This is a genomic window from Pantoea sp. PNA 14-12, assembly GCF_004364735.1.
GTDB classification, from domain to species: Bacteria; Pseudomonadota; Gammaproteobacteria; order Enterobacterales; family Enterobacteriaceae; genus Pantoea; species Pantoea stewartii.
Genome location: NZ_SOAJ01000003.1, coordinates 78,324 through 99,020, shown reverse-complemented (window position 1 = coordinate 99,020; position 20,697 = coordinate 78,324). Strand labels below are relative to the sequence as shown.

16 protein-coding genes are annotated in these 20,697 nt (G+C 53.9%); 8 read left to right on the top strand and 8 right to left on the bottom strand.

The annotated features are described in order from the left end of the window. Positions 1 to 570 precede the first annotated feature (570 nt). Both C7434_RS11585 and C7434_RS11580 read left to right on the top strand, forming a co-directional pair. Complete coding sequence (locus C7434_RS11585; RefSeq protein ID WP_033739027.1) at positions 571 to 1,176, top strand: hypothetical protein; 606 nt, start codon at positions 571 to 573, stop codon at positions 1,174 to 1,176. Positions 1,177 to 1,442: 266 nt separating this feature from the next. Beyond that, on the top strand, positions 1,443 to 3,833 hold the full coding sequence (locus C7434_RS11580) for a glucose/quinate/shikimate family membrane-bound PQQ-dependent dehydrogenase (RefSeq protein ID WP_033739026.1): 2,391 nt from the start codon (positions 1,443 to 1,445) through the stop codon (positions 3,831 to 3,833). Positions 3,834 to 3,874: 41 nt separating this feature from the next. Here C7434_RS11580 and C7434_RS11575 read toward each other — a convergent pair whose 3' ends face one another. From C7434_RS11575 to C7434_RS11565, 3 genes are all read right to left on the bottom strand, one after another. Then, a complete protein-coding gene (locus tag C7434_RS11575) occupies positions 3,875 to 5,095 on the bottom strand; it encodes an MFS transporter (RefSeq protein WP_033739024.1) in 1,221 nt (406 codons plus the stop codon). A 109-nt stretch (positions 5,096 to 5,204) separates the two neighbouring features. Beyond that, positions 5,205 to 6,101 carry a LysR family transcriptional regulator gene (locus C7434_RS11570; protein ID WP_033739022.1) on the bottom strand — a complete coding sequence of 299 codons (897 nt, stop codon included), beginning with the start codon at positions 6,099 to 6,101 and terminating at the stop codon, positions 5,205 to 5,207. 189 nt (positions 6,102 to 6,290) lie between these two features. After that, positions 6,291 to 6,659 carry a helix-turn-helix domain-containing protein gene (locus C7434_RS11565; protein ID WP_006121688.1) on the bottom strand — a complete coding sequence of 123 codons (369 nt, stop codon included), beginning with the start codon at positions 6,657 to 6,659 and terminating at the stop codon, positions 6,291 to 6,293. A 233-nt stretch (positions 6,660 to 6,892) separates the two neighbouring features. Here C7434_RS11565 and C7434_RS11560 point away from each other — a divergent pair, with 233 nt between their 5' ends. The 3 genes from C7434_RS11560 to C7434_RS11550 all read left to right on the top strand — a co-directional run bounded on the left by C7434_RS11560 (position 6,893) and on the right by C7434_RS11550 (position 10,039). After that, positions 6,893 to 7,552 carry a response regulator gene (locus C7434_RS11560; RefSeq protein ID WP_033739018.1) on the top strand — a complete coding sequence of 220 codons (660 nt, stop codon included), beginning with the start codon at positions 6,893 to 6,895 and terminating at the stop codon, positions 7,550 to 7,552. Further along, on the top strand, positions 7,549 to 8,898 hold the full coding sequence (locus C7434_RS11555) for an ATP-binding protein (protein WP_006121690.1): 1,350 nt from the start codon (positions 7,549 to 7,551) through the stop codon (positions 8,896 to 8,898). Before C7434_RS11560 ends, C7434_RS11555 begins: the two co-directional genes overlap by 4 nt. 274 nt (positions 8,899 to 9,172) lie before the next feature. Beyond that, a complete protein-coding gene (locus C7434_RS11550; RefSeq protein WP_006121691.1) occupies positions 9,173 to 10,039 on the top strand; it encodes a nucleoside-specific channel-forming protein Tsx in 867 nt (288 codons plus the stop codon). Positions 10,040 to 10,143: 104 nt separating this feature from the next. On the opposite strand, the gene yjdN is transcribed toward C7434_RS11550, so the two are convergent. Beyond that, complete coding sequence (gene yjdN / locus C7434_RS11545) at positions 10,144 to 10,581, bottom strand: VOC family metalloprotein YjdN (protein ID WP_033739013.1); 438 nt, start codon at positions 10,579 to 10,581, stop codon at positions 10,144 to 10,146. A gap of 572 nt (positions 10,582 to 11,153) precedes the next feature. On the opposite strand from yjdN, the gene C7434_RS11540 reads away from it, so the two are divergent. Together C7434_RS11540 and C7434_RS11535 are read left to right on the top strand one after the other, a co-directional pair. After that, positions 11,154 to 12,698: a methyl-accepting chemotaxis protein gene (locus tag C7434_RS11540; RefSeq protein WP_033739011.1), complete on the top strand. Its 1,545-nt coding sequence runs from the start codon at positions 11,154 to 11,156 to the stop codon at positions 12,696 to 12,698. A 307-nt stretch (positions 12,699 to 13,005) separates the two neighbouring features. Further along, positions 13,006 to 14,418: an MFS transporter gene (locus tag C7434_RS11535; RefSeq protein WP_205956236.1), complete on the top strand. Its 1,413-nt coding sequence runs from the start codon at positions 13,006 to 13,008 to the stop codon at positions 14,416 to 14,418. Positions 14,419 to 14,462: 44 nt separating this feature from the next. Here C7434_RS11535 and C7434_RS11530 read toward each other — a convergent pair whose 3' ends face one another. The 3 genes from C7434_RS11530 to C7434_RS11520 are packed head-to-tail and all read right to left on the bottom strand — an operon-like array spanning position 14,463 to position 18,303. Further along, positions 14,463 to 15,773, bottom strand: a complete 1,311-nt coding sequence (locus C7434_RS11530) for a cytochrome c (RefSeq protein ID WP_133745489.1) — start codon at positions 15,771 to 15,773, stop codon at positions 14,463 to 14,465. An 11-nt stretch (positions 15,774 to 15,784) separates the two neighbouring features. After that, positions 15,785 to 17,569 (bottom strand): GMC family oxidoreductase, encoded by a 1,785-nt coding sequence (locus C7434_RS11525; RefSeq protein WP_006121596.1) that lies wholly within the window; start codon positions 17,567 to 17,569, stop codon positions 15,785 to 15,787. A 2-nt stretch (positions 17,570 to 17,571) separates the two neighbouring features. Beyond that, on the bottom strand, positions 17,572 to 18,303 hold the full coding sequence (locus tag C7434_RS11520; RefSeq protein WP_133745488.1) for a gluconate 2-dehydrogenase subunit 3 family protein: 732 nt from the start codon (positions 18,301 to 18,303) through the stop codon (positions 17,572 to 17,574). Positions 18,304 to 18,578: 275 nt separating this feature from the next. Here C7434_RS11520 and sbmA point away from each other — a divergent pair, with 275 nt between their 5' ends. Continuing rightward, positions 18,579 to 19,826 (top strand): peptide antibiotic transporter SbmA, encoded by a 1,248-nt coding sequence (sbmA, locus tag C7434_RS11515; protein ID WP_133745487.1) that lies wholly within the window; start codon positions 18,579 to 18,581, stop codon positions 19,824 to 19,826. Between the two features lie 368 nt (positions 19,827 to 20,194). Here sbmA and C7434_RS11510 read toward each other — a convergent pair whose 3' ends face one another. Beyond that, entirely contained in the window at positions 20,195 to 20,404 is a 210-nt protein-coding gene (locus tag C7434_RS11510; protein ID WP_006121592.1) for a DUF1471 domain-containing protein, read from the bottom strand. Positions 20,405 to 20,697: the final 293 nt, after the last annotated feature.

Sequence of the window (20,697 nt, the reverse complement as noted above, 5' to 3'; positions counted from 1 at the left end):
AGAGTGGCTCCTGTAAGCAGGCCATTCGGCGCTGCACGCGCCTTGCGGCGTCAGGGACCAGTCAGCCACAGCCCGGTTTCTTCGGGCGTTGAGGACAATGCCTGTACCCGCCCTGTCCGGCGTGCCATACCGTTTCGTACGCCCCTCAATTCGTCCCGCTATTTAGCAATCTGGTCGCGTTTTCTGTCACGATTATCACAATCATAATTACGTGCGAACGATAAAAAAACCGATAACTCTGCTGCTAACTTTAGCCAGGAGAAAATAAAGCCATAACCGAAGCGGTAAGTCAGGCAAAAACACGACAGTTTATTCTGTGAATCTTAACTGCGGACTTTCCCGATTTCGTAAAGTTATCGCGTGTTGCTAAATTAACATGCGTGCAGTAATCACGTCTGGAAAAACCATTCAACGTTATAATTAGATGTCATATAAAGTTAAATGAATGCCTAATAAGAAGAGTGAGATAATGTGTTTGCCAACAGAATAGCGTATATTCATTGCCGTACTTCACTTTGTTAATGAAAAAATATAACGCACAGCAAACATAAAAAACGTTTCGAAGAGATAATGAAAAATAGCTTATATAACCCTTATATTACTGAGCCTATTCATCACGTCACGAGCCAGGTGGCCGGTATTTGCTATCATCTTCCCAATGCGGACTTTGCACGTCCTGAGAAAATGATACTTAATGACGACAACATTATTTCATTACACAATCACCTTGCAACTGAAGCAGCATTAATGATTATTCCGCTGTGCGATCGCCAGTTAAAGGAATGGATGAATCAGCCTGCGCGTTATTTACCTTTGCAGGATTCACGGGTGCGTATTGGTATTAATTATCACAGTCTTTTGCTTTACCGGGAAAGATTACTGGAATTAATTAACACCTATGCTTTCTGGCTTTTTGATTTCGCACCGCCTGGCGCAGAGTGGCATTTAGTCGAATCTTTTCCCTTTTCCGCAATTGTCCTGAGTGAAACCTTCTTTAATGACAACTATCGGAAATTTAGTTTTCCTTTCTTAATTGAATCGTTAAGGGAAAAAGGCGCCGAGATATTCGTCCGCGGTTATGATCCAACGTTAAGCGCAGAACAACTCGCAGCCGTGAACATCAGCGGCTGGCAATTACAGCGTTTATCGGGCGATCTCATTCCTTTTACGCTTTAACCTTTCCTGCGTTCGATTAGTAATGGATCATATCGAGATGAACCATTAACCCCTTCTAAAGTGTTGCCTTAGGTGCGTTGTTAAGAGTTTTAAGCCAAAAAAATCAAAACTCATACCAATTTTGCTATAACATTTAACACATCTGGATCATCGAGCTTAACGGAAGAGCCTAATTAAGAATGCCTTTAACTTTTGTACTTTATGACTGAAAACAATCTATCTGATTGTTTTCTTGTGTTTTATGGCAACGAAACGAGGTCAACATTATGGGGAAAAACTCCTCATCCTTTAGCGTGGTCCGTTTTTTAACGGTGCTGTTCGCCGTGCTAACGGGTGCGTTCATGTTAATTGGTGGTATCTGGTTAGCCACGATTGGTGGTTCCTGGTACTACATCATTGGTGGTGCAGCTATGCTGCTTACCGCTTTTCTGCTCTGGCGTCGAAACAGTGCTGCGCTGCTGGTCTATGCATTACTGCTGCTGGCGACCCTGGCATGGGGCGTTTGGGAAGTCGGTACTGACTTCTGGGCGCTGGCACCTCGCACCGATGTCCTGGTCATTTTTGGCGTCTGGCTGGTGTTGCCTTTTGTTTACCGGGTCTTTTATCGCCCAGGCAAAGGCCCATTGAGTGCCATGGCGGTTGCCCTGGTGGCCAGTGCAGTCGTATTAGCCTATGCCGTCTTTAACGATCCGCAGGTTGTTAACGGCGCCGTGCCTGCCACAGCAGATACGGCGACACAGGCTCAGCCGTTGAGCAATGTTGCCGATGCTGACTGGCCAGCTTATGCACGCGATCAGCAAGGTACACGCTATTCACCGCTGAAGCAGATCAATCACGATAACGTGAAAGAGCTGCAGGTTGCCTGGCAGTTCCAGACCGGCGATATGAAAAAGCCGAGCGATCCCGGTGAAATCACCGATGAAGTGACGCCGATTAAAATCCGCGACACGCTGTATCTCTGCTCACCTCACCAGATTTTGTTCGCCCTGGATGCGGCAACGGGTAAGCAGAAATGGAAATTTGATCCCGTTTTGAAAACTGACCCAACCTTCCAGCATGTTACCTGCCGTGGTGTGTCCTACCACGAGTTCCCGGCAGCTAAAGATGCCGCGAATACGCAGCCTGCGCTGTGCTCGCGTCGTATCTACCTGCCTGTGAACGATGGTCGCCTGTTTGCACTGGATGCGGAAACCGGTGAACGTTGCCCGGCCTTTGGTAATAACGGTGAGCTGGATCTTCAGCACAAACAGCCGGTCACTACGCCTGGCATGTATGAGCCGACCTCTCCGCCAGTGATTACCGACACCACCATCGTGATGGCGGGTGCGGTGACCGATAACTTCTCAACCCGTGAGCCATCCGGCGTTATCCGTGGTTTTGACGTTAATACCGGCAAACTGCTGTGGGTATTTGATCCGGGTGCGAAAGATCCCAACGCGATTCCGGCGGATGAACACACGTTCACCATGAACTCGCCGAACTCCTGGGCACCTGCGGTCTACGATCCGAAACTGGATATCGTTTATCTGCCTATGGGCGTGACAACGCCTGATATCTGGGGCGGTAACCGCACCCCAGAGCAGGAGCGTTATGCGAGCAGCGTCCTGGCCCTGAATGCCACCACCGGTAAGCTGGTGTGGTCTTATCAGACCGTGCATCACGATCTGTGGGACATGGATCTGCCGTCGCAGCCGACGCTGGCCGATATTACCGATAAAGACGGTAACACCGTGCCGGTGATTTATGCGCCAGCGAAAACCGGGAACATTTTCGTCCTGGACCGCCGTACCGGTAAAACCGTTGTACCGGCCCCCGAAACCCCGGTTCCGCAGGGTGCCGCAAAAGGCGACCACGTCTCTCCGACTCAGCCTTACTCTGAACTGACCTTCCGTCCAAAACAGAATCTGACGGACAAGGACATGTGGGGCGCCACGATGTACGACCAACTGGTGTGCCGCGTGATCTTCAAACGCCTGCGCTATGAAGGTCCGTTCACCCCGCCTTCTGAGCAAGGTACGCTGGTGTTCCCGGGTAACCTGGGCATGTTTGAGTGGGGCGGGATTTCGGTCGATCCGCATCGTCAGATTGCGATTGCCAACCCAATGGCACTGCCGTTTGTGTCCAAGCTGATTCCGCGCGGACCGGGTAACCCGGAAGAGCCACCAGCCGGCGCAACAGGCGGTTCGGGTACCGAAACCGGTATTCAGCCGCAGTACGGCGTGCCGTATGGCGTGGAACTGAATCCGTTCCTGTCACCGTTTGGTCTGCCCTGTAAACAGCCTGCATGGGGTTATGTATCGGCGGTTGACCTGAAAACCAATAAGGTCGTCTGGAAGCAACGTATTGGTACCGTTCGTGACAGTGCGCCAGTGCCGCTGCCATTCAAAATGGGTATGCCAATGCTGGGTGGCCCGGTCGCCACAGCCGGTAAAGTGTTCTTTATTGGCGCAACGGCCGATAACTACCTGCGTGCTTACAGCACCGATACCGGTGAGCTGCTGTGGCAGGCGCGTCTGCCCGCAGGCGGTCAGGCGACACCAATGACTTATGAAGTTAACGGTAAGCAGTACGTCGTGATTGCTGCCGGTGGTCATGGTTCATTTGGTACCAAACTGGGCGATTATGTCATTGCCTATGCACTGCCGGACCAGAAATAACCTGAACCTGTAAAAACAAGGCGGACTCCGGTCCGCCTTTTTTATGCCGACCTTCCGCCCTTTCTGCCCTGCCGCCAGTTTAGCCAGGCGCACACGCCCACCACGAGGCTGGTCGCCAGAAAGACGGGCCGCATGCCCCATGCGCCGCCAATAAACCCGCCGAACACCGGCCCCGTTACCTGCCCGATATACTGCGCCGAGGTGGAATAGCCCAGCATCCGCCCCACCTGCGTGGCCGGAACAGTGTGACGAATAATGGCGGTAATACAGGGCATCAATCCGCCCAGCGCCAGCCCCATCAAAAAGCGCAGAGGCAGAAGTTGCCAGGCGTCGGTAATAAACGCCTGCGGAATGAGTAACAGCGCACAGCTCAGCAATCCGCCACTCAGTACGCGCCAGTGGCCGATACGGTCGGCCAGCCTGCCGGCATAAGGCGCGGAAAGAATGCTGCCCAGCGCGGCTGCCGCCATGACCACACCCGACATCAGCGTTATGGCATGCTGCTCATGTAAAAACTGGCCGATATACAGGGTAATGATCGGCTCAATCGACATGTTGGCAAAAATCAGCAGCATGCCTGAGAGCCACATCAGCCTGACGTTAACAAGCTTGTGCGGCGACGGGTCGTCAACCGGCTGAGACAGCTCCTGGTCGGTTTTTCGCACCGGCGGCCGCGCTTTCAGTAAAAAGGTCGTCGCCAGAAAGGCCACAAAGATGATCGCCCCCATCAGCCAGAAGGTCGCTCTGATCCCTATCAGCGGCGGCAGGACGCCACCCAGCAGCGGACCAACAATGTTACCGGCCATCATGCCGGATGCCAGCACACCCAGAGCCCATCCGGTGTGCGCTTTGGGCGTTTGTGCCGCAATCAAAATGGTCGAACCGGAGGCATAACCGCCCAGTAATCCCGCCAGTAAACGCAGCGCCACCAGTTGCCAGGCCGCCGTCGCCATGCCCGTCAGCGCCATGGCTACTGCCATACCCAGACTGGCGCGGATGAGCATCAGCTTACGTCCGTAGCGATCGGCCAGTTTCCCCCACAGCGGCGCGGTTAAGGCCGCACTGAAGAAGGTGGCACCATAGGCGATGCCCGACCAGCGCGCAATTACAGCAGGCGCGTTGACGCCAAGCTGCTGCACATACAACGGCAAAAACGGCAGCAGAAGCGTCATCGCTACCAGTGTGGTAAAGGAGCCGAATACGCAAACCCACAAGTTGCGTTGCCAGTGTTCAGAGTCAGGTGCTTCCGACGCGGTTGCCATGCGATATCCCCCTTATGTTCAGGGACTCAGGCTACCAATGGTCACGAGACAACAACAGTGAGGGCGGGATATTTGTCTGCTGGCATAGTTTGTTGCTGTATTGCAACAATCAGCGACCACTGAGCTGGCTGATAAGCACATCACAGAGCAGATTGACCGCGGAAACCGCCAGACTGTCCTGATGCACCAGCAGGTAACTCTGCAAGCGATCCATCTGCCACTCTGACAGCACCTGCACAATCGTGCCCTGCGCCAAGGCTTCCTGCACCATGTACGCAGGCAAATAGGCAATACCCGTGCCTGCCAGCGCGGCATTCAGCAAAGCCATACTGTTGTTAGCGCGAAAGCGGCTGCGGACATCCACCGCCAGGCGCTGTTTATCACGGCGAAAAGGCAGCGCAGCCGTATGTGCCGGGCCGTGGAACATCAATAAATCATGGCGCGGTAACAGGCGAGGATGCGAGATAGCAGGATGCTGCGCCAGATAAGCCGGGGCGGCATACAGCCCCCAGTGGATATCGTTCAGTACCCGGAAATTGCCCTGACGTGGCGCATGAGCGCGGATGATAACCGCGACATCCACGCCTTCGTCCATCGTCTCGTCGTTGTTATCCGTCAGACTGAGGTCGACGTTGATGTGCAGATGACCGCGCAGAAAGCGATTGAGGATGGGAACGATGCACTGACAGCCGAAGGTAACGGGAGCCTGCAGGCGCACATGTCCAACGGGATGTTGATGCGTCTCCTGAACAAACGCCTCTGCCCGCTGCATTTCATCCAGCATGCGCACGCAGTAGGGATAGTAAGCCTGGCCTAATTCGGTCAGGGTCATCCTGCGGGTGGTGCGCTGCAGTAAACGGATCCCCAACCGTTGTTCCAGTCCGGCGATCTCCCGACTGATGTGGGATTTTGACACGCCGAGTACGCGCGCGGCTTCTGTGAAGCTTTTTAATTCAACCACGCGTGCAAACACCATCATGGCGATGAGGTTATCGCTGTTATTCATGGGCTTCCTGCGGACATCGCGGCATGCTGCCGCCGGGTGCAACATGGCAGGCGCGCCATGTATCAGGCGTTAAGCATAAAGGAACGTCAGGAAAGCTGACAACATCACGGCGGAAAGGAGGCAGAACATCGCGCGGGCGATGTATGGACATTGCCACAAGCGATCAGGATGGCAATGTCCATACAGAGACTAACTGGCCATGGCGAGAGGAAACAACAAGCGATCCGGTTCAACACGGCGCTGGCGTCGTAACTGGCCGGGCGTCATCATAAAATAGTTTTTAAAGGTGCGCGTGTAGGCCTGTTGCGTATCAAAGCCGTAGTTCATCGCCACCTGCAGGATCGCTTCATTGCTGTTGAGCAGCGTCAGGGCCGATTCGGTCAGGCGGCGCTGGCGGATGTATTCGGCAAGTGAGAAACCGGTGTGCTGGCGAAACAAACGCTGTAAGTGCCAACGGGAATAGCCCGCCCGGCGGGCGACTTCGTCCAGATGCAGATCGTGTCCTAAATTGCTTTCTATCCATTCCAGCAAACTACGAATAAACTCGCGCTGATTCATGGTGTTCTCCTGGTTAAAGCAGATGTGCAGGAACACACTTTAGCGCGCTAAATTTATCCCTTAATTAGCGGAAAATTAGCGCAGAATTAGCAAAGCGCTCCATGCCTGCACCGACGCCAGGTTTTGTCGCCTTCCCGGCCAGTGCGGTAAGAGTGCTGAGGCTGGTAACAGCAATAATTCTGCGCTAATAATCCAGCGCTACACTGGGGTCATTTTTCTGGGGGACGTCATCCATGCGCGTGTTGCTGGTTGAAGATGATGAAATGATCGGTGCCAATTTACAGCAGGCGCTGGAAGCCGCGGGCTGGTCTGTCGACTGGGTACGCGATGGCGTGTATGCGCACAATGCCTGGAGCGAAGGCGGTTACAGTTGCGTGCTGCTTGACCTCGGTCTGCCTCGCGACGACGGGTTGCAGGTGCTCAGACGCGCACGTGGGCGCGGTGATGCCACACCGGTATTAATTCTGACCGCACGCGACACGGTCGCTCAGCGGGTGCAGGGCCTGGATTACGGGGCAGATGACTATTTGCTCAAACCCTTTGATCTGCAGGAAGTCATGGCCCGTATGCGCGCGATCACCCGACGCCACCATGGTTCTGCCGATTCGGTGCTGGGCAGCGGCGATGTTCAACTGGATATGTTGACCCGCGAAGTCCTGTACAAAGGGCAGCGTGAACAGCTCACCGCCCGGGAATATGCCCTGCTTTATGCTCTGCTGGAGCGGCCCGGTGCCATTCTGTCACGTGAACAGCTGGAAAACCGTATCTACGGCTGGGGCGAAGAAGTCAGCAGCAATGCCGTGGACGTTCTTATCCACGGGATGCGGCGCAAGCTGGATAATGATGTGATTCGCAACGTGCGTGGGCTGGGCTGGCGAGTACCGGCAATATGAAAATCTTTATGCGTTCATTACGAAATAAATTACTCAGTACCCTGCTGTTGATTCATTTACTGATGATTGGCGGTGTCGCCTGGTATTTTTTTAACTGCTACGGCGAAATGGTTGGCGTCATTAAGGACGAACAGCTCGCCAAGCTGGCCGATGCGTGGTCCGTTAACCGTGAAATCCCCCCGTTGATGCCGGTGATTGCGCCTGCGCATAAGATCAAAAGTGCCTTTGTCATTCAGCTGTGGGATGCGCAGGGCCGGTTACGATCCAGCTCATGGCCAGAGCTGCATGCGCCCTTACAGCCGGAAAATGGCTACAAAGACGTGCAGATAGGTGACTGCCGCGACTGTGAATGGCGTATTTACACCCGTTCCGGTCAGCCAGGCAGTGAGATTAAAACTATTCAGGTCATGCTGAACCTGAGCTACATGAAAGAGATGATGGTGCGACGGGCGCTATCGGCGATTATTCCGCTGATTTTGATGATGCCGCTGTCGCTGCTGGTCATCTGGCTGGTCGTGCGCAAGATCACCCGGGATTTGCGCGTTGCCTCGCGAGAAATCGCCGCCCAGGATGCGCACCATCCCCACAGCGTATCGCCGGAACGGCTGCCCGACGAAATTCAGCCCCTGGTTGAGGCCTACAACTCCTTACTGGATAAACTGCGTGCCGCCTGGTCTTCACAACGTCAGTTTATGGAAGATGCCGCTCATGAACTGCGGACGCCAGTCACCGCCGTCACGCTGCAACTGGAAAATCTGCGTCAGCACATTCAACCCGGCGAGGCCAGCCGTCAGTTCGCTCAACTGGAATCAGGTGTGACCCGCACGCGCCATCTGGTCACTCAACTGCTGAATATGTCGCGCTGGGAAGATCAGTCAGTCGTCGCGCACCTCGAAAATATCGATCTGGAAGATGTGCTGAAAGAGAGTATTGAACAGCTCATGGTTGTGGCGGATAAACGCGGTATCGACATTGGCTTTAGCGGCACCACGCACTATCGACTGCAGGCCGGGCGTTCCGAACTTCGCAGCCTGTTTGATAATCTGATTGGCAACGCGATGTTACATACGCCTGAAGGCAGCATGGTCGATGTGCTGCTGCATCGAGTGGCGGGACAAACCGTTGTCGACATCGTTGATAACGGTCCGGGTGTACCGGAATCCTTTCTTGAACGCGCATTCGATCGCTTTGCCCGTTCACCCGACGTTAAAGCGCAGGGCAGCGGTTTAGGTCTGTCTATCGTGCGCAGCGTCGCCCAGAAACACCATATCGACGTTGCCCTTGCCAACTGTCGGGACGCACAAGGCCTGCGCTGCGGTTTTCAGGTGCGCGTCACCTTTCCCTGATTCCTGCCGATCGATTCGGAACCCGACAACGTAAACGGTTGCCTGGTTCCGTTCGCCACAACCCTATATTGTGACAATCGTCACAATTATGATGAATTGTTATGCAACACATTTTGACAAATGTGATCAAAAGCTATTTTCTATCTCTCTGTTACAGGCACGCTACGCTAACTAAAACAGGCGGCCTGAGTACATTACTGCCCAACTTTTGGGATTGATTTCCAAACAGCACGCAAACGATTGTCTTGCGTATGAAAACCAGTGGTCAAATATAATGAAATTTAAAACGTTAGTTGCAGGTGCCCTGCTGGCAGGCTCCCTGAACGGTGCAGTGCAGGCTGCAGAAAACGATCCCCAGTACCTTTCCGACTGGTGGCATCAGAGCGTCAACGTGGTGGGCAGTTACCACACCCGCTTCGGGCCCCAGTTCAATAACGATGTCTATCTGGAATACGAAGCGTTCGCCAAAAAAGACTGGTTTGATTTTTACGGCTACGTTGACCTGCCAAACTTCTTTGGCGTAGGTAACAACAACGCCAACGGTATTTTCGACCACGGTTCACCGCTGTTCATGGAAATCGAACCGCGTTTCTCTATTGATAAACTGACCGGCACCAGCCTGGCTTTCGGTCCGTTTAAAGAGTGGTATTTTGCCAACAACTATATCTACGATATGGGCCGTAACAGCGCAAACCGCCAGAACACCTGGTACATGGGCCTGGGCACCGACATCGATACGCACAGCGATATCGGTCTGTCACTGAACGTCTATGCCAAGTACCAGTGGGAAAACTACGGTGCTGCGAACGAAGACAGCTGGGACGGCTATCGCTTTAAGGTGAAGTATTTCGTGCCAATCACCACACTGTGGGGTGGTAACCTGGGCTATGTGGGCTTTACCAACTTCGACTGGGGCTCAGATTTGCGTGATAAGACCGGGCCGATCCGTACCAGTAATTCCATTGCCTCCAGTCATATCCTGTCACTGGGCTACGAGCACTGGCACTTCTCTGCTGTGGCGCGTTACTTCCATAACGGCGGTCAGTGGGGAGACGGTCAGGAGTTAGGTTTTGGCAGCAGCGCGTCTGAAATTAAATCAACGGGCTGGGGTTACTATCTGGTGGCTGGCTATAACTTCTGATCAGTTTGTTGCAAGACAGGCACGGTAATTGACGGCGGCCTTCCCCCTGGGAAGGCCGCCGTTGTATGCGCCATCCAACGCCGTTGAACGGCATCACCGACAAATTACTCGTCTGATTTAACAACGTTAATGCGCCACGGAATATTGAATTTATCAATAAACATGGCGAAGCCATCAGACCAGAAAGTTTTTTGCCACGGTGTGGTCACTTTCCCGCCTGCCGACAGCTTTTCAAACCAGGCTTTACCCTGTTCTGAATCCGTGGTCGCCAGACTGACGGCATAGCCTGCGTGCTCTGACGCCGGTGGCTGGTCAGGATTGCCGTCACTCATCATCAGTTCGCCCTGCCCGATACGCAGATGCGCATGCATAATTTTTTCAGGTGGCAACGGGGGTGCAGACTGGTCGCCAATCTGTTCACCCTGCTCCGGCATATCACCAAACGTCATTTTTTGCAGCAGCTGTCCACCTGTTGCCTGCAAATAGAATTCCATCGCCTCTTCACAGCGACCATAGAGAAACAAATAAGGACATACTTGCATTATTACCTCGATACAGGTGAGTAGAAACTTCCTTATAAAGAAGTAATAAGTGTAGACGACAGCGCAGAGAAGAGGATTCATAACGGCGCAAAGAATCTCCTTTCAGAGGATTTACCCAATCGCCTGAGACGTCGCCCCCGTTTTTTTTCAATTAAATCAATGCCTGGTACGCTAATAATGTTTTACGTGTTAATAACCATATTATCTCACAGGCAATAGTCACCTTTATTTACTACTGCAAGGATTATAATTAACCCTTAAATTACAATGACTTAAAATAAATAATAAATGAACTGTTCAGACAAATGCTGACAACCGCACTTTCCTGCTTTGCACTTCCTCGTTGACTCAACCTATTACTGGACCTGAAAACCATACCGCCGGCGTTAAAGCATGAAATAACCGAAGCGGCAAGCGAAACGTCAACCTGATAATAGTGAATCAGTTGGTTCATTATTTCGCTTATGTTTTATGCACTTAATTCTGTGCTTATTTCGGTGCGTTCCAGCTAAATATTTAGCCCCAGGATGCCGATATATCTGTCCATAATCCCCCCTGTTCAGGACTGTGTTATGTCGTTAAAAAAATCATCACTGTTGGTGTTGTCTTTTCTGTTAATTCTTTTTCTTATCAGTATTTCCGTCAGCATCTGGTTACTGGCCCGCAGCAACGCGTCACTTAATGCCGTGAATAAAGAAATTCGTGTGGTGCTGTCGGTGATTGACCCCATCAACCACAGTCGTACCTTACGCGTCCGTCTGATGGAGTACATGAAAGAGACGGAGAATGGTGGCCCGCAGGGCGCCGCTTCACTGGACAGCGTAAAAAGCGTTGCCGCTAAAGCCGATGCCGCTTTCCAGGCTTATCTGAACGCGCCACGTATTCCGGGAGAAGAAGCGGAAGCAGAACGCTATCGTCAGGCTTACCTGGCCTACCGCGATCAGGGCATTCAGCCTTTAATCGCAGCGGCCGAGGCCGGGGACCAGCAGCGCTTTAAAAACCAGATCGCAAACGTCGTGCGCCTGGATCGCCAGTATGAAATTGTCCTGGACAAGGTGCTGGCACAACATGAAGCCTTTGCGAAGAAGCTCAATACGGATGCCCAGAGCAACTTTTCCTCTGGGATCCTGTTGTTAGTCGTATTTGGTGTGCTGTTTCTTGCCATTATCGTGGCCATACTGGTCTTTGTCAGACGCTATATTTTATCGCCGCTTGATCACGCCAAAGCCCACTGCAGCCAGATTGCCGCAGGAATTCTGGACAAACCGGTGCCGGTCAACACCGGTTCAAAGAGCGAGATTCAGCAGTTAATGACCTCTATGGAAAGCATGCGTACCGCGCTGACCGGCATTATTACCCGCGTCCGCCAGGCAACCCAGGCGGTCTCTTTCGCCTCGCAGGAAATTGCCAGCGGCAACGTTGACCTGGCCTCGCGCACGGAACAGCAGGCCGCAGCCCTGACCGAAACGGCCGCCAGTATGGAGCAGCTGGGCGCGACCGTGAAACAGAATACGGACAATGTCTTTGAAGCCTGCCGTCTGGCCAGCGAAGCCGTGAAGAATGCGGAGAGCGGCGAACACGTGTCCCAGCAGGTCATCGTTTCCATGTCAAAAATTAACGAGAGTTCGAAAAAAATCGAAGACATCACCAACGTCATTAACGGCATAGCGTTCCAGACCAATATTCTGGCGTTGAACGCGGCCGTTGAAGCCGCGCGAGCCGGTGAGCAAGGTCGCGGATTTGCCGTGGTAGCGGGCGAAGTACGCAATCTGGCCCAGCGCAGTGCGGTGGCGGCAAAAGAAATTGAAGGACTGATTGCAGAATCGGTGGCGACAATCCGGGTCGGCTCCGATCAGGTCAGCCAGACCGGTGAAGCGATGAATGCGATTATTGCCTCGGTCGGTCGGGTCAACGTTCTGATGGATCACATTTCGACGGCCTCCAATGAGCAGCATCATGGTATTAGCCAGATTGAAAAGGCGGTGACCGAAATGGACAGCGTGACCCAGCAAAACGCCGCACTGGTGCAGGAATCGGCCGCCGCGGCCGCGTCGCTGGAGGAGCAGGCGCAGTACCTGACGCATTCCGTGTCGGCGTTCCGTCTGGCTGACGCTTAATTGCCTGCCCGCCCCGGAAAAAAAGCGGGGCGGGCAGGGAAGTCTGTCAGGTGGTATCGACACCTGACAGGCTGTTATCGCATCTGACTTGACCTTATTTCTCTCTGCACCGCGTCTGAACGCTGACTGCCCATCCGATCCAGCCATAACTGGACTCTGCCCTGTTAAAAATTCACCACTATTCCTATCGGCAAGAATCAGAGAATTGATTATTCTGCTGCTTCCTGCTCGCGAACGGGCACCTGTTTCAAAGCGATTATTGCCTGTAGTGAGAATGGCCATCATCCTTACATGAGGTTTACCCTAAATGACACCAGCCTTGACTTCAGGGATGGCACCGACGTCTGCCTCGTCGACTGCCCATACCAGCTTAGCCGGGCGCATTGACGCGCTGCCCTCTTCTGGCGGTTTGTGGCGATTCATCTCGCTACTGGCGTTAGGCGGCTTTTTTGAACTCTACGATCTGTTTGAAACCGGCTATATCAGCACAGGGTTACTGGCCGCCGGCATTTTCCATGCGGGCAGCGCCGGTATTCTGGGCATTACCGATCAGGCCGCATTTGCGTCGGCGACCTTTCTGGGCTTATTTGTGGGGGCCAGTTTGCTTACGCCTTTTGCCGATCGGTTTGGCCGTCGGCTGACCTTTATCTGTGCGTTAGCCTGGTACGGATTTTTCTCGTTACTGATGGCGTTTCAGCACAGCGCAGAGATGGTGATTCTGTGTCGCTTTTTGGTCGGTATTGGGTTGGGCGTGGAGCTGGTAACCATCGACACCTACCTGAGCGAATGGATGCCCACGCATCTGCGTAACCGGGCGTTTGCCTTCTCCTTTTTTATTCAGTTTTTATCGGTGCCAACAGTGGCGCTCATGTCATGGTGGCTGATGCCGCAACATATTCTGGGCCTGGAGGGCTGGCGTTGGGTGGTCATCGCGGGCGCTGTCTGCTCGCTGATTATCTGGCTGGTGCGTAAAAACCTGCCGGAATCCGCCCGCTGGCTGGCCCAGCAGGGACGGCATGAAGACGCCCATGCCGTGATGTCGGCCATGGAAAAACGCTGCGGCATCGTGCCCGGCCAACACCTGACGCACTCACAGCCTGCGGCAGCCTCTGACACGAAAAGCCGCTTCCGCGACATCTGGGCTCCGCGCTACCGTAACCGCACCCTGATGCTGGTGATAATGAACTTCTTCCAGGCGATTGGCTTCTACGGCTTTGGTAACTGGCTGCCTGCGCTGCTGTCCGGGCAGGGTACGTCCATTACCCATAGCCTGCTGTATGCCTTTTTTATCACGCTGGCCTATCCCATCGGCTCGTTGATTTGTGGCAGCTTTACCAGCCAGCTTGAGAATAAATGGCAAATCGTCCTTTCTTCGCTGATGACAGTGGTGTTTGGTACGCTGTTTGCCCTGCAGACGAACCCGGTGTTGCTGGTGATATGCGGATTTTTGATCACCTTCTCTAATGCCTGGCTGACCTGCAGTTATCATGCTTACCAGACCGAGATTTTCCCGACCGCTATCCGCGCCCGAGCAGTAGGTTTTTGCTACTCCTTTAGTCGGTTATCGACCGCCTTTAGCAGTCTTCTGATCGGCGTGATTTTGCAGCACACCGGTACGCATGGCGTCATCGCCTTTATTGTATTGAGCATGCTGATGGTGATGCTGTCGGTGGGCGTTTTTGGTCCTAAGACGCGCGGTGTGACGCTGGAAAATATTTGATCGTGCAGCCTTCCCCCGGTGGGGGAAGGCTGCAACCTAACGTGTTACTTGCCTTCTAACACCTTGATATCTGCACTGCCCTGACGATCTTTCACATCCTTGCGCAGGTCAGCCACCTGCTTCGCGGTGACCGTTCCCGGTACGTTATTGCCCCAGCTGTGACGGATGAAGTTCACCACGTCTGCGACCTGTTGATCGTTCAGACGCCAGCCAAAGGCAGGCATGGTAATCGTTGACGGCGCGCCCTTCACCCCACGCAGCTCGCCTCCGACCAGCACAATGTGAATCAGCGAGGTCGGATCGTCCGCCATCACCACCGGGTTGCCGCGCAGCGCGGGATAAAAGCGTGTATAACCGCTGCCGTCCGTTTTATGGCAGGCCGCACAGCTGTCGACATAGGCCGCAGCGCCTGTCTGGCTGTCATCGCCTTTCCATAAGGCCTTCGCGGTCGCGTCATCCACGCTAAAAGCCACCTGATGCGGATCTTTCGCACCCAGCGACTTCAGGTAACGGGCAATCGCCGTGATGTCGTCATCCGTCAGGTGCTGCAGGCTGTGATCAACCACATCCACCATGCCGCCAAAGGCTGAGGTGTGATCGTTACGGCCATAGCGCAGGAACTGGCGCAGGTCATCCTCACTCCAGCGGCCCAGGCCGTCACGGTTGTCCCCGCGCAGGTTGCTGGCGGTCCAGCCATCAATCGGCGCACTGCTGCCCGCCAGATAATCGTTACTGTCGGCGTTGGTTAACGCTTTCTCCTGCATGGTCACGCTACGCGGCGTATGGCAGGCACCGCAGTGACCCAGCCCTTCTACCAGATAACGGCCTCGCGCCAGCGTCGGGTCCTCCTGCGCGGCAGGCTGGAACGCTTTTACATCCGGTGCGAACAGGTTGCGCCAGATCGCCAGCGGCCAGCGCATCGACAGAGGCCAGGGGATATCGCTCGCTTTGTTGGCCTGACTGACAGGGGCGACGTCATGCATGAAGTAGGCATACAGCGCCTTCATGTCCTCATCGCTGACCACCGCATAAGAGGGATAAGGCATGGCGGGATAGAGCGTATCGCCATTTTTCGCAATACCGTGCCGCACGGCTTTCTGAAAGTCATCGTAGCTGTAATCACCAATCCCGGTCGATTGATCCGGCGTGATGTTCGTTGAGTAGATCGTGCCAATCGGCGTGGCCATCGGCAAGCCACCTGCGAAGGGCTTGCCGCCTTCACTGCTGTGGCAGGCGACACAGTCGCCCGCGCGGGCCAGATACTCGCCGCGTTTTATCAGTTCGCTAGTGCTCTCATCGGCCAGGGCAACAAAGGAAATACCGCCCAGAATCAGGGCTAAAATGCCGTTTTTCATCGCCATCATCCTTATGCCTGCACCAGAGGGCCTGGGTTTTTCAGATACTGCTCGCGAATCGCTTTCGCTGACCAGTAAGTCAATGCCGCCACCATACCGGTGGGGTTATAGCCGAGTCCCTGAGGAAACGCCGATGCGCCAGGCACAAAGACGTTAGGCACATCCCAGCTTTGCAGATAGCGGTTAACCGCGCTGGTTTTAGGATCCTCACCCATAATCGCCCCGCCGCTGATGTGGGTGGTCTGGTAGACGGTGGTGTCGAAATGTGTGCCGGGTTTTTTAGCCCCGCCAATGATCATTTTCGGGTTCATGGCTTCGGCGATTTTATGCATTTTCCCCACCATAAACTGCGCCATCTTGATGTCATTTTCCTGCCAGTCAAACGTCATACGCAGCAGTGGCTGACCGTAGGCGTCTTTATAATTCGGGTCCAGATCCAGATAGTTCACGCGGTAAGACTGGTGCGCACCATGGGCATCCATAGAAAGGTGGTGCGTGTACGTATCGGCAACGGCGGCCTTCCACTGGCTACCCCAGTTAGGTGTTCCCGGCGGGGTGGGCAGACCCGAGATGGGTTTGGTGCCCGCCTGATTGACCCAGAATGGCGAGCCACCGACAAAACCGTGCGGCCCGTGGTCAAAGTTATCGGCGTTGAAATCATCCACGCCGACACCGGCACCGCCTGCCCCAATAAACGGGTTGGTGGTGGTGTTTTTGTCGAACAGCGCTTTCAGCGTCGACAGATTCTGGTAGGCAAAGTTGCGTCCGACCGTGCCTTCGTTAGTGATCGGGTTGTAAGGCTGGCCAATGCCGGACAGCAGCATTAAGTGGACATTGTGGAACTGGAAGGCTGACAGGATGACCAGATCTGCCGGTTGCACATGTTCACGCCCCTGCGCGTCTACATAGGTGACGCCGGTAGCGCGTTTCTTATCGTCCGTGAGGTTGACGCGCAGCACATAAGCATTATTGCGCAGCTCAAACTTTGGCTCCTGACGCAGCGCAGGCAGGATATTCACATTGGGTGAGGCCTTGGAATACATATAGCAGGCGTAACCGCTGCAGTAGCCGCAGAAGTTGCACGGTCCCATCTGCGCGCCATAGGTGTTGGTATAAGGACCTGAGGTATTCGCCGAGGGCAGATCGTAAGGATGATAGCCTACTGACTCGGCGGCCTGGGCAAACAGCTGTGCTGACCAGGTGCGCTTTTGCGCGGGCAACGGAAAGTTGTCAGAGCGATCGGGCGCAAACGGGTTACCGCCTTTGTCTTTGCCGACAACCTTACCCTGAATACTCCAGGCACTACCGGAGGTGCCAAACACTTTTTCTGCTTTATCAAAAAATGGCTCCAGCTCCTGGTAGTCCACGCCGAAATCCTGAATGGTCATCCCTTCAGGAATAAACTTTTTACCGTAGCGCGCCTCATAGTGGCTGCGAAGTTTTAGCTCAACCGGATCGACCCGAAAATGTACACCTGACCAGTGCAGTCCTGCACCACCGGTGCCCGTCCCCGGCAGGAAAGCCGCTAACTGCCGATACGGCACGGCAGTCTGTGACGCATCATGACGGATAGTGACGGTGCTTTTGGACAGATCCTGGAACAGCTTTTTCCGGATGTTATAGGTCAGTTCATCAATCGACTGTGGATAGGATCCATCGGGATAGGTATCACGATGCGGACCGCGTTCCAGTGCCAGCACATTCAGACCGGCCTCGGTCAGCTCTTTGGCCATAATGGCCCCTGCCCAGCCAAAGCCGACAATCACGGCATCCACTTTCTTTAATTCATTTGCCATGCTCAGCTTCTCTCTCCACGAATCGACACTGACGGGAACGGATACCGTTCACCGCGCTCTACCCAGTCCATAAAATCGGCGCGGGCGCCAGGGAAGTTGATGAGCTTCCAGCCCACCATGCCCTGATTGCCACCGTGGATCGGATCGCTAAAGAAGCCTTCACGGGTGTTTTGCAGGAGATAAGAGAAAAACACGTTGGCGGGGAGCTGGCTGAAATGGGCCTTGCCGCTCTCCATCACCTGAAGCGCCGCATCCTGCTGTTCAGCGTTCAGTTGGGCAAAGACCTTACCGTACTGCTGCCGGCTATACTGGTCGGCATCGGCAAGGCCGAGACGGTAAATCTGCTGCGGTACCAGCGGCAGCTGATAGCCCATTTCTTTGGGGAGATCCGGGTTAAAGGGGCCCTGCATATACCAGTTGGCCCCGGTGGCATAAGGCGTATTCATCTGGCGATCGATAAACTCCGGCACGCCCGCTTCCAGCGCGCCCGGACCGCGTTCATCGGCGGGGATCAGCCGCGCCACGGCAGCGTTGATAAACGCAAATTCCTCGGCAGTAAACCAACTGGGTTGATAGTCTCGGGCGACCTGGCTTTCGGCAGGCGTTGCGGCCTGTGCCTGAGCGGGTGCAGAAAAGGCACCCAATGCGCTGCTGCCTACCGCCACTGCGGGCGCCAGGGTGATGGTCTTCAGCAAAAAATCCCTGCGTGAATGACCCTTTTTCTGGTCTGACATGACATTGCCTCATCACCGCATCAACTGCGGTACGAAAAAGAGAAGTGAATGCGCGTTGTAGTGGTTTTTATTTGCGGATTTCGGGTACAACAAGCTGTTACCGGTAACAGTGGCGCTAAGTGTAACACCATTACCGACAAATACTTAGTTTAAGGAAACAAAAAAGCACAATTTCATTAACATATAAGTTGTCAATGTCATGTTCAGAAACAACAGGCTACAGACAGATGGCCGTTAAGACGTTATAAAAGCGATTACACAACAGCGGAGTACCTATGTTTAAGTCTTTCTTTCCACGACCTGGGCCGTTTTTGAGTTCGGCGGCCATCTGGAGTTTACTGGCGATTTTTGCCTGGTTTGGCTTTGCCAGCGATTTACCGGCCCATTTCTGGCCTGCGTTTCAGGCCGCCATCAGGCAGCCCCTGCCCACGACGGTGATGCGCTTTATTGCGCCGGGTGAGTTATGGTTCTATGGCTATTACTGGCTGATGGTTGCCCTGTTCGCTCTTGCGTGGCGCATCATTGATAACCATCCCTGGCAGCGCTGGTCGGTCTGGGGCTCCGCGCTGATTATTTTTGTGACCTGGTTTGGCGTCCAGGTTGGCGTGGCCGTCAATGCCTGGTATGGCCCGTTCTACGATTTAATTCAAAAAGCGCTGACGAAAGCCGGTTCGGTACAGATTGCCGAATTTTATGCTCAGGTCATCGCCTTCCTGGGTATCGCGTTGATTGCGGTGGTCATTGGCGTGATGAATGCTTTTTTCATCAGCCACTGGGTATTCCGCTGGCGCACTGCGATGAATAATTACTATATGCATCACTGGCAGCGCCTGCGCCACGTTGAAGGCGCGGCACAGCGTGTGCAGGAAGATACCATGCGCTTTGCTACCACGCTGGAAGGCTGGGGCGTGAGTTTCATTCAGGCCATTATGACCCTGGTGGCGTTTTTACCCGTTCTGGTGGCGCTTTCACATCATGTAAAAAGTATCCCGATTCTGGGCAGCATCCCCTATGCGCTGGTGATCGCGGCGGTGTTGTGGTCACTCTTTGGTACGGCGCTGCTGGCGCTGGTGGGCATTAAGCTTCCCGGCCTGGAGTTCCGTAACCAGCGCGTTGAAGCGGCTTATCGTAAAGAGCTGGTTTACGGCGAAGATCACGCCGATCGCGCCACGCCGCCGACCGTAAAAGTGCTGTTCCACAATGTGCGGATTAACTATTTCCGTCTCTATTTTCACTATCTTTACTTCAATATCAGCCGCATCCTTTATCTGCAGGTGGATAACGTGTTCGGGCTGTTCCTGTTGTTCCCGTCTATTGTGGCCGGTGCCATTACGCTGGGCCTGCTGAACCAGATCACCAACGTGTTTGACCAGGTTCGGGGATCGTTCCAGTACCTCATTACCTCGTGGTCCACCCTGGTCGAGTTAATGTCGATCTATAAACGTCTGCGCAGTTTTGAACAGATTCTGGACGATGTGCCGCACGATGAAATGATGCACGACGCTTCTGAAGAGGTGTCATAACCTTTCTGGTCGCCTGGGGTAGTTGCCGCAGGCGACCCGCGGTCGATTCCGCATTGTCTCCCCCACTTTCCTTTTCCTTCTCCTGCCATTCATTGCGCATGATGCCGCGGTGTTGTCCGTTCAGGACGACATCCGCGCCCGGGTTATCGCCGGTACGCGCAGCATTGAGGGATGATGGCGCGCATACAAGGGGCTTTTCTGGCAAAGGCTGAACGGTTAAGCGAACGATCTGTTGGTCAAAGAGACAGGCCCGATGGGGCAGAATGATGCCGGAAAGCGGAGTAGAGGCGGTAAAGTGACAGGTTCTGTTGCGCTAAAAACGGAGCCAGGACGCCATCAGGCGTCCTGTCAGCACAGACGTTCAAGGCTTATTTATACAGCTCAGCCGTCATGTGCACACCGTTGTTGGTGTTCGCTTCGGTGATCTTATAGGAAGCACCAGCATCCTGCGCCTGAGCAGCAATTTTCGCTTCTGCGCTGTCCAGTGTTGAGCCGGTCGCCGTCACAGTTTGTGCAAAAGCCGCAGCAGGCAGAATAGTCAGGGCGATTAAAGCAGCAAAAGTTTTGATAGTTTTCATGGTCAATTCCTCGGTCTTTTTCGTTTATATAAGGCTACATGCCTTGTGTGAAAGCATAATAGGACGAATATCGCACAAGAAAAAGCAGAGGGTTTTGCTCATATCATTCAATAAAACTGAAAATGAAAAGCACGTTTAGCGCTGTTTAAACACGAAAGGTTAAATGACTACACCTTGCATAGCAGGCAGTATTAATGACTACCTGTGCGCCTGACGACTTTCGCCCAGCGCTATGCTGTTATGTCACAAGACGGCAAAGACAGGCGTTACGCCGTGATGCTCTGAGACGAGCC